Origin of the sequence: Nostoc sp. CALU 1950 (assembly GCF_051172895.1) — a bacterium.
Taxonomy (GTDB): Bacteria; Cyanobacteriota; Cyanobacteriia; order Cyanobacteriales; family Nostocaceae; genus Nostoc; species Nostoc edaphicum_A.
On the sequence record NZ_JBDNJQ010000437.1, the window covers coordinates 1 to 402 of the forward strand.

1 pseudogene is annotated in these 402 nt (G+C 47.0%); it reads right to left on the reverse strand.

Annotated elements, in window-relative coordinates:
* Positions 1-371 (reverse strand): annotated as a pseudogene (locus tag ABF638_RS38345) (PspC domain-containing protein); the annotation flags it as partial.
* Between the last annotated feature and the right edge of the window lie 31 nt (positions 372-402).

A 402-nucleotide genomic window follows, 5' to 3' on the forward strand; every position in this document is an offset into this window, starting at 1 on the left:
CTTGGCATGACGGGAGTATTGGCATTCGATCGCTTGACCTTGAGAATCAAAGAAATCAGGAGTCCGATCGCACCCAAAATAGCTGATGGAATCGCAAAAATCGCCAGCCAGTGAGCCATGAACATCCCCGAAATGACTCCTCCAAGCCAAGATGAGGACGGACAAATAAAGCGAACTGCTTCCGCTGAACAACCAAAGCGTTCAGCTAAACCCATCCCCCCCCAAGTGACCAGGAATGGAAAAATTCCGTAGAGGATACACACGCCCAACAAAACTAAATGTCCACGGGTGGTCAGCGATCGTGTTATGGCGATCGCTGCAAGTGCTGGTCCAACAAGGAACAGGATTGAAATCAAAGGCAAGTAAATCATGGATTTTCTTAAACTTAAATAAGGTCAAATG